At 61.3% G+C, this 6,627-nt stretch carries 7 protein-coding genes and 1 pseudogene; 3 read left to right on the top strand and 5 right to left on the bottom strand.

The window, feature by feature from the left end; all coding sequences use genetic code 11:
* Positions 1–511 precede the first annotated feature (511 nt).
* From rnk to AC1DVM_RS22120, 4 genes are all read right to left on the bottom strand, one after another.
* Positions 512–1,042, bottom strand: a complete 531-nt coding sequence (gene rnk, locus AC1DVM_RS22135; RefSeq protein WP_477258121.1) for a nucleoside diphosphate kinase regulator — start codon at positions 1,040–1,042, stop codon at positions 512–514.
* A gap of 129 nt (positions 1,043–1,171) precedes the next feature.
* Positions 1,172–1,339, bottom strand: a complete 168-nt coding sequence (locus AC1DVM_RS22130) for a hypothetical protein (protein WP_477258119.1) — start codon at positions 1,337–1,339, stop codon at positions 1,172–1,174.
* A 353-nt stretch (positions 1,340–1,692) separates the two neighbouring features.
* Positions 1,693–1,890 carry a hypothetical protein gene (locus AC1DVM_RS22125; RefSeq protein ID WP_477258117.1) on the bottom strand — a complete coding sequence of 66 codons (198 nt, stop codon included), beginning with the start codon at positions 1,888–1,890 and terminating at the stop codon, positions 1,693–1,695.
* A gap of 233 nt (positions 1,891–2,123) precedes the next feature.
* Positions 2,124–2,405: a hypothetical protein gene (locus AC1DVM_RS22120; RefSeq protein ID WP_477258115.1), complete on the bottom strand. Its 282-nt coding sequence runs from the start codon at positions 2,403–2,405 to the stop codon at positions 2,124–2,126.
* A 772-nt stretch (positions 2,406–3,177) separates the two neighbouring features.
* Between AC1DVM_RS22120 and AC1DVM_RS22115 the strand changes: the two genes are divergently transcribed.
* The 3 genes from AC1DVM_RS22115 (at position 3,178) to sseA (ending at position 6,324) form a co-directional block, all read left to right on the top strand.
* Positions 3,178–4,632, top strand: coding sequence for a cryptochrome/photolyase family protein (locus AC1DVM_RS22115; protein ID WP_477258113.1), 1,455 nt, complete (start codon positions 3,178–3,180; stop codon positions 4,630–4,632).
* Positions 4,633–4,728: 96 nt separating this feature from the next.
* Entirely contained in the window at positions 4,729–5,451 is a 723-nt protein-coding gene (locus AC1DVM_RS22110) for an alanyl-tRNA editing protein (RefSeq protein WP_477258111.1), read from the top strand.
* A gap of 18 nt (positions 5,452–5,469) precedes the next feature.
* A complete protein-coding gene (gene sseA / locus AC1DVM_RS22105) occupies positions 5,470–6,324 on the top strand; it encodes a 3-mercaptopyruvate sulfurtransferase (RefSeq protein WP_477258110.1) in 855 nt (284 codons plus the stop codon).
* A 79-nt stretch (positions 6,325–6,403) separates the two neighbouring features.
* On the opposite strand, the pseudogene AC1DVM_RS22100 reads toward sseA, so the two are convergent.
* Positions 6,404–6,627 (bottom strand): annotated as a pseudogene (locus tag AC1DVM_RS22100) (amino acid ABC transporter ATP-binding protein); the annotation flags it as partial.

Below are 6,627 nucleotides of genomic sequence, written 5' to 3'. Positions count from 1 at the left end.
CTTCAGCAGCAACCTGCCGTCTCGCCGATCTGTCACCCTGCTCCCGCCTCGTCGCAGGCCGGCGTGAGAAACCACGACCTTCGATGTCAGGACCGACGATAACCTCTGCCGCCCCGTCGTTTCTCGGCTTCGGGCGCCGCGGGTTCGGGTAGGACAAAGCGTGGGAGGTCCAGGAATCGATCAGCATTTCACCACGCCGTCTTCCGCAAGCCGGCCCCAAAGAAAATTGGAATCAGCTGCGTAAGCCGTCCCGAACCCGAGTCGTGGAAAATGCGTGGAGTTCCGAGGCTAATGGCCCGCGATCAGATGGCCTGCTCGAAGCAGACGATTATGCGAGCGAAAGATTAACATGATATTTTGATGTTATCCATAAGAACTATAATAGTCAACAGTAACTTCTACTATTTTTTGCTTCCAGACATATTCTGCATAAATAAACTTCAGCCGTTGTTCTTTATTTGGCAGAGACGGGAACGTGCTTTCTGCTTAACCCGTCACCCTAGTGAACCTTCTATGGCGCAATTTGGAACATCGAAAGATCGGTAATCGCGTCTCGTTCCGGCTGATGAAGAAGCCGGAGGACAGTGAAGCCGCGCAATCCTCCCCTTGGCCCTTGCCATTCGATTGGTTGTCTTTCCGAGACCCCGATCAAAGCGACGCCGATCGTCGACAAGATGGAGACCCTGTTGGCCTGTCGATCTTCCTCTTCTGGGTATACGATCGTCACCCTATGTGTGTCTCCGGTCACCTCGTCCTTGTATTCCAGCCGCGAATGCATGGTGACGACGTCGGGCTCAACTGCGTCGGGGGCGACGACATGCGCACGTTCGAGTTCACCCGCGAGCATCTCGGCAATGCGGGCGTCTTCGGTGTGAGCACCTGCGGTTGCGATGCGTGCAAGCCGCGCATAGTCGAGCGCGGAAATCGATATGGCTGTTCGAGCGACCTGATCCACATCCGAGGGCAAGATCGCGTACCACGATTTCGCGTGTGAAGCTCGTCGTCGGCTGACAATCGGCGAAAAATCGGACCACATGCTCATCAACACCCTCCCGATGGGAGCCGCACTCGGCATAAAGGCTTTGGAAGGTATTATTTACCCGGAGCGAGGATGCGCGTTGCGTCAACCGACGCGCCTGCGAGGGCACAGCCTGCGCGGAGTAACGCAGCATCAACCGTACTTTCTTGCAACAAAGGCTGTCTGCAGAAAAAGAAGGGCAAGCACGAACGAGAACGCAGCCGTGTGTGCCGCGATGCCAAGATACTCAACGAGGTCCCCCCAATAAATCAACTGGGTGAGAAGCGTGACAAACAAGAACGCAAGCCCGATGATCGACATTTGATTTTACACCTTAAACCTTTGCACCAGCGCGACCAGGACCATGGCGGTTGACGCGATCGCCAAACCCGCCGTGGCAGGGTGCGCGCACCAAGGACAACGAATGGCTGCTCGCGGCATTCTGCGCGTGCAGCTCTCACAAAATCGACGAAGTGTCTGTCTGCTCATGACGATCTCTCTATTTTACTCATTTGAGCCGGCGCCCACGCTCGCTCGTGCGGCGCCTCGCCCGCACGAGGCTCATTCGAAGAGGCTCGGCCCGGGCTGGAGAGTTATTGTCGGTGGACCCGTGGATGTCGGGGATCGGCGGCTCGCCATTGTCCTTCGACCGCGAGCCGCCTCATCGCGGGCAATCAGGCCTTTCTGCTGCTGCTGCCTTTGAGCATTTGGCCGATCGAGGTCACTTCGCTCTCTTGCGGCTTGATCTTCTTCGGCTTCTTGGCTTCGCGATTTCCGGTCCTGTGTTTCTTGGCCATGTCGAATTTTCTCTCAATTCGGTCGCCTTTGTCCGGCCCTGCGCTGTTGCGAGACACGGAACTGCGACCACCCATAAGGATGCTTCGTCTCGAGATTCCCTGGCTCCGGCAGAGCAATGCTCATGCGCCGAGCCAGGGCTATTGGCATGGCTCCGAAATGGTACGGGCGGAGCAGAAGATTCGTACATGCTCTCGCGGAAGAAAAGGCGTGTTGGTTCGGCCGCTTCCCACGAATTGAAGGGGTCGGAACCAAGCCTTTCGTTTTCCGCGTTTGGACGGAACGGGATGGCTCATTCGTCAACTCCGCTTCACGCGATCGAAATGGAGATCGGATCGCTCGCCGGAAAGGTTTCCATCAGAGCGTCGTCGAGACGGCGGTCGAGATGATGCTTCGAGTTCTCATCTCTCGACAAGGGCGGAACTGCTTCCGACTCATCACCGCCGCCGATAAGAGAGGCAACATCTTCCACCACGACCTCCATCGGTACCTCGTTGGGACGCGCGCAAAACGGCATCCAGTCTCCAGAGCGGAGACCAAGCAACGCGATGCCAAGTGCCGTGGTGACGGAGACTTCGGAGTCCGGGCTCATCAAATCTTCGGGGAACACCAAATCCTGTACGACCTGCCTCCCCTTCCTCCCCAGCCTGTAAGTCACCCGCGAGCGAACGGATACGACCTCCCCGGGAAGATCGTTCTGATCACAGATAGACGCGCGTCTCAGCTCCGAAATCAGGAAATTCCGGTTTGGCATTGTCCGCGTGCGTTGGAGAGCCGCCGCGCCAACGAGACGATTGAAATCGCTCGTGCCGATGATGATGGGCGGCAATCCGGCTCGCATATTCATGGTGTCCTCCTTGCGACGCTCCGCGCTCTCGCTCGACACGCATGTCGAGCGGCGCAGAACGCCTGTGAAACTCTTCAGAGATGTTGGTGAAATATCAAATCGCCCAGAAGTGACCGCGGCATTGAGATGCTGTCGGGCGCTTCGGGCTTAGCGGCCTGCGACGAAGCGGCCTGYGCGCAAAAGAATTTTTCGCTGTGTGCTCATGACAAGAACCAAGATAGTTACAGTCGGTCAGAAGTCAAGCTCATGAAAAAAAACGTTCTCGTTTAATATATACGAAGTAACTTTTCATTCGGTCGAACAAATTCTTTCGTTCGAGCGAATTTGAAAGCAGGTTGGAAGTCCTGCGGATTGTGACAAATTTTCGCCGGCTCCCCAGGCGCCGATGCGACGGCGTGAGCCAATTCACAGCATCCTGGAACAACCGGGTTTGAAATTGGCTTCTCGTGGGCCATTTTCGCTGTCGGCCACAGGCACGCTGTCGCCCTCCCACATCGTCTCTCCTGCGGGGTGCAGTTTGGCTTCTCCAGTCCTTGTATGGTTCCGCGACGATTACCGGCTCGCGGACAATCCGGCCCTCCGTGCCGCCCTCGAAACCGGCGCGCCAATCCTGTGCTTTGCGCTCATCGACGAGCAATCGGAAGGCATCCGACCGCTCGGCGCGGCCTCGCGCTGGTGGCTGCACGGCTCGCTTGAATCCCTCGACGATTCGCTCCGGCTTTTGGGAAGCCGGCTCGTTCTGTTTCGGGGCCCGACTGAGGAAATCGTCGCGCGGATCGCATCCGACACGGCCGCCACCGCTCTGTTCTGGAACCGCCGCTACGGCGCGCCCGAGATCGCCGTCGATACGCGTCTCAAGGCGGATCTCGCAACGCGCGGGGTGACGGTCGAGAGTTTCAACGGCCGCCTTCTCAACGAGCCGTGGGAGGTGAAAAACAAATCGGCCAAACCGTTTCGGGTCTTCACGCCCTACAGCCGCGCCGCGATGGCGCGCAGGGTCGCGCCACCCCTCCCCGCGCCTGGGAAAATTCCCGCCGGGACATGGCCGAAAGCCGCGCTGGGCAGTTCGGTCACGCTCAAGGAGCTCCAGCTCGAACCGACGCGCCCGAATTGGGCGTCGGGTTTCGCGGAGACGTGGACACGCGGGGAAAATGCGGCGCGGCGCAAGCTCGCCGCTTTCGTCGATGACAGGCTTTCCGGCTACGCCGACAAGCGCGATTGCCCCGGCGCGCATGGCTATTCGGGCCTCTCGCCGCATCTGCGCTTCGGCGAGATCAGTCCGCGCCAGGTCTGGCATGCCGTGGCGGCGGCGCGGGACGAGGACCCGTCGCTCGATCGCGACAGTCAGAAATTCCTCACGGAGCTCACCTGGCGCGATTTCTGCTATCAGCTTTTGTTCGACATCCCCGACCTGCCGTCCTCGTCCCACCTTGCGGCCTTTGACCACATGCCGTGGTCTCCCAGCGAAGACGGCCTCGTGGCGTGGCGGCGCGGCATGACGGGCTATCCCATCGTCGATGCGGGCATGCGCCAGCTTTGGCAGACGGGCTGGATGCACAATCGGGTTCGCATGATCGCCGCGTCGTTCCTGATCAAGCATCTGCTCGTCGATTGGCGGGAGGGCGAACGCTGGTTCTGGGACACGCTCGTGGATGCCGATGCCGCCAACAACGCGTTCAACTGGCAATGGGTCGCCGGATCCGGCCCCGATTCCGCGCCGTTTCATCGCATCTTCAACCCGGTCGCCCAGGGTGAGAAATTCGATCCGGATGGCGCTTATACGCGCGCCTTCGTGCCCGAATTGGCAGGCCTCCCGAACCGCTGGCTCCACAAGCCCTGGGATGCCCCGCTCGCCGATCTCGACGCCGCCGGCGTCATCCTCGGCGAAACCTATCCGCGTCCTGTCGTGGACCACGCGGCCGCGCGCGAGCGGGCGCTCGATGCCTTCCGGCTGGCGCGCACGCGTGGCTGATCGGCGCTTGACCCACGGGCCCTCTTGGCCTCAGCTTCCTCGCCCAACGTTTCGTATGCGCCCAAGAGGCCCAAGAGGCCCAAGAGCAGGATCACCATGACGGCCACCGAACTTCTGTTTCGCGACGACGCCTATCTCAAGTCCTGCGACGCCATCGTCGTCGCCGTCACGCCGGAGGGCGGCGTTATTCTCGACAGGACCATCTGCTATGCGCAGGGCGGCGGGCAGCCGGGCGACGTCGCGGTTCTTCATCGCGCCGACGGAGAGGCCATTCCCGTTACCAACACGGTCTACGCGCCGGACCGTTCGCAGGTCGCGCATCTCGTTGGCCCTGAGCAGGCCGCGAAGTTCACGCCCGGCGAGAAGGTGTCGCTGGCGCTGGATTGGGAACGCCGCCTCAAGCGAATGCGCGTCCATACCGCTTTGCATCTTTTGAGCGTGGTGCTGCCCTACCCGGTGACCGGCGGCGCGATCGCGGATGGCGACGGCCGGCTCGATTTCGACATTCCCGATGCGGGTCTCGACAAGACCGATCTGACCGACAAGCTCAATGCGTTGATCGCCCGCGACGCGGCGGTGACCGAAAGTTGGATCACCGACGCGGAACTCGATGCCAATCCCGGCCTCGTCAAGACCATGTCGGTGAAGCCTCCGCGCGGTTCCGGCAAGGTGCGGCTCGTGTCCATCGAGGGCATCGATCTGCAACCCTGCGGCGGAACCCATGTGCGCCGCACGGGTGAAATCGGCACCGTCGCGGTGACCGATATCGAGAAGAAGGGCAAGCAGAACCGCCGCGTGCGCCTGGCGCTTGTAGATTGATCGGAAGGATTGTTCGTCATGACGCAGATTTTCGTCACACCCGCCCGCCTGCAGGAGCATCTCGACGATCCGAACGTCGTCATCGTCGACAGCTCCTGGTATTTGCCGACCCAGAACCGCGACCCCGAAGCCGAATACCTCGCCGGCCATATTCCGGGCGCCGTCCGGTTCGACATCGACAGCGTGCGGGACACTTCGTCGTCGCTGCCGCACATGCTGCCTTCGCCGGATGAATTCGCCCGCCATGTGGGGGCGATGGGGATCGGCGACGACACCATCGTCATCGTCTATGACGGCGCCGGCTTGTTCTCGGCGCCGCGGGTTCGCTGGACGTTCCGCGCCTTCGGCGCCAGGGACGTGCGGATTCTCGAAGGCGGCTTTCCGGCCTGGAAAGCCGAGGGGCGCCCGATCGAAAGCGGCCCCGGCCGGCCGCTTCCCGCAAGGACGTTCACGCCGCGATTCGATCCTTCCGTCGTCGCCGACGCCGCCAAGGTCCGCGACGCGCTCGCCACCTCGTCGGCGCAAGTCGTCGATGCGCGGCCCGCCGAGCGCTTTCGGGGAGAGGCGCCGGAGCCCCGGCCGGGTGTTCGCGCCGGGCACATGCCGGGCAGCATCAACCTGCCGTTTCCCACCATCATCGAGAACGGCAAGCTGAAAGACAAAGCCGGGATCGAGAAAGCAATGGGCGACGCCGGCATCGATGTGACCCGTCCCGTCATCACCAGCTGCGGCTCGGGCGTATCGGCCGCCATCCTGTCGCTGGCGCTGGAGGCCACGGGGCATCCGGCGAAAGCGCTTTATGACGGATCATGGGCCGAATGGGGATCGCGCGAGGACCTGCCGATCGCCACCGGCGCGGACCGCGCAAGCTGATTTCTACAGCGCTCCAGCTGAAATTCACTCCGTCATTCCGGGGCGCGAAGCGAGCCCGGAATGACAGCCATCGAGCCGATCAATGCAGGATCTGCGACAGGAACAGCCTTGTGCGTTCGTGCTGCGGGTTCTTGAAGAAGGCGTCGGGGGTGTTCATCTCGACGATCTGTCCGTAATCCATGAAGATCACCCGGTCGGCGACCTGGCGCGCGAAGCCCATCTCGTGGGTCACGCAGATCATCGTCATGCCCTCGTCGGCAAGGCTCACCATGGTGTCGAGCACTTCCTTCACCATCTCCGGAT

The sequence above is a fragment of the Microvirga sp. P4_A5 genome (assembly GCF_056402495.1).
The sequence above is the reverse complement of the archived record's forward strand: the minus strand, read 5'-3'. Positions and strand labels throughout refer to the sequence as shown.

Excerpts from the sequence above, each read along its gene's own strand:
- AC1DVM_RS22120 (WP_477258115.1), bottom strand. The coding sequence starts at position 2,405 with ATGAGCCCGGACTCCGAAGTCTCCGTCACCACGGCACTTGGCATCGCG.
- sseA (WP_477258110.1), top strand. The coding sequence starts at position 5,470 with ATGACGCAGATTTTCGTCACACCCGCCCGCCTGCAGGAGCATCTCGAC.
- AC1DVM_RS22110 (WP_477258111.1), top strand. The coding sequence starts at position 4,729 with ATGACGGCCACCGAACTTCTGTTTCGCGACGACGCCTATCTCAAGTCC.
- AC1DVM_RS22125 (WP_477258117.1), bottom strand. The coding sequence starts at position 1,890 with ATGGGTGGTCGCAGTTCCGTGTCTCGCAACAGCGCAGGGCCGGACAAA.
- rnk (WP_477258121.1), bottom strand. The coding sequence starts at position 1,042 with ATGAGCATGTGGTCCGATTTTTCGCCGATTGTCAGCCGACGACGAGCT.
- AC1DVM_RS22130 (WP_477258119.1), bottom strand. The coding sequence starts at position 1,339 with ATGTCGATCATCGGGCTTGCGTTCTTGTTTGTCACGCTTCTCACCCAG.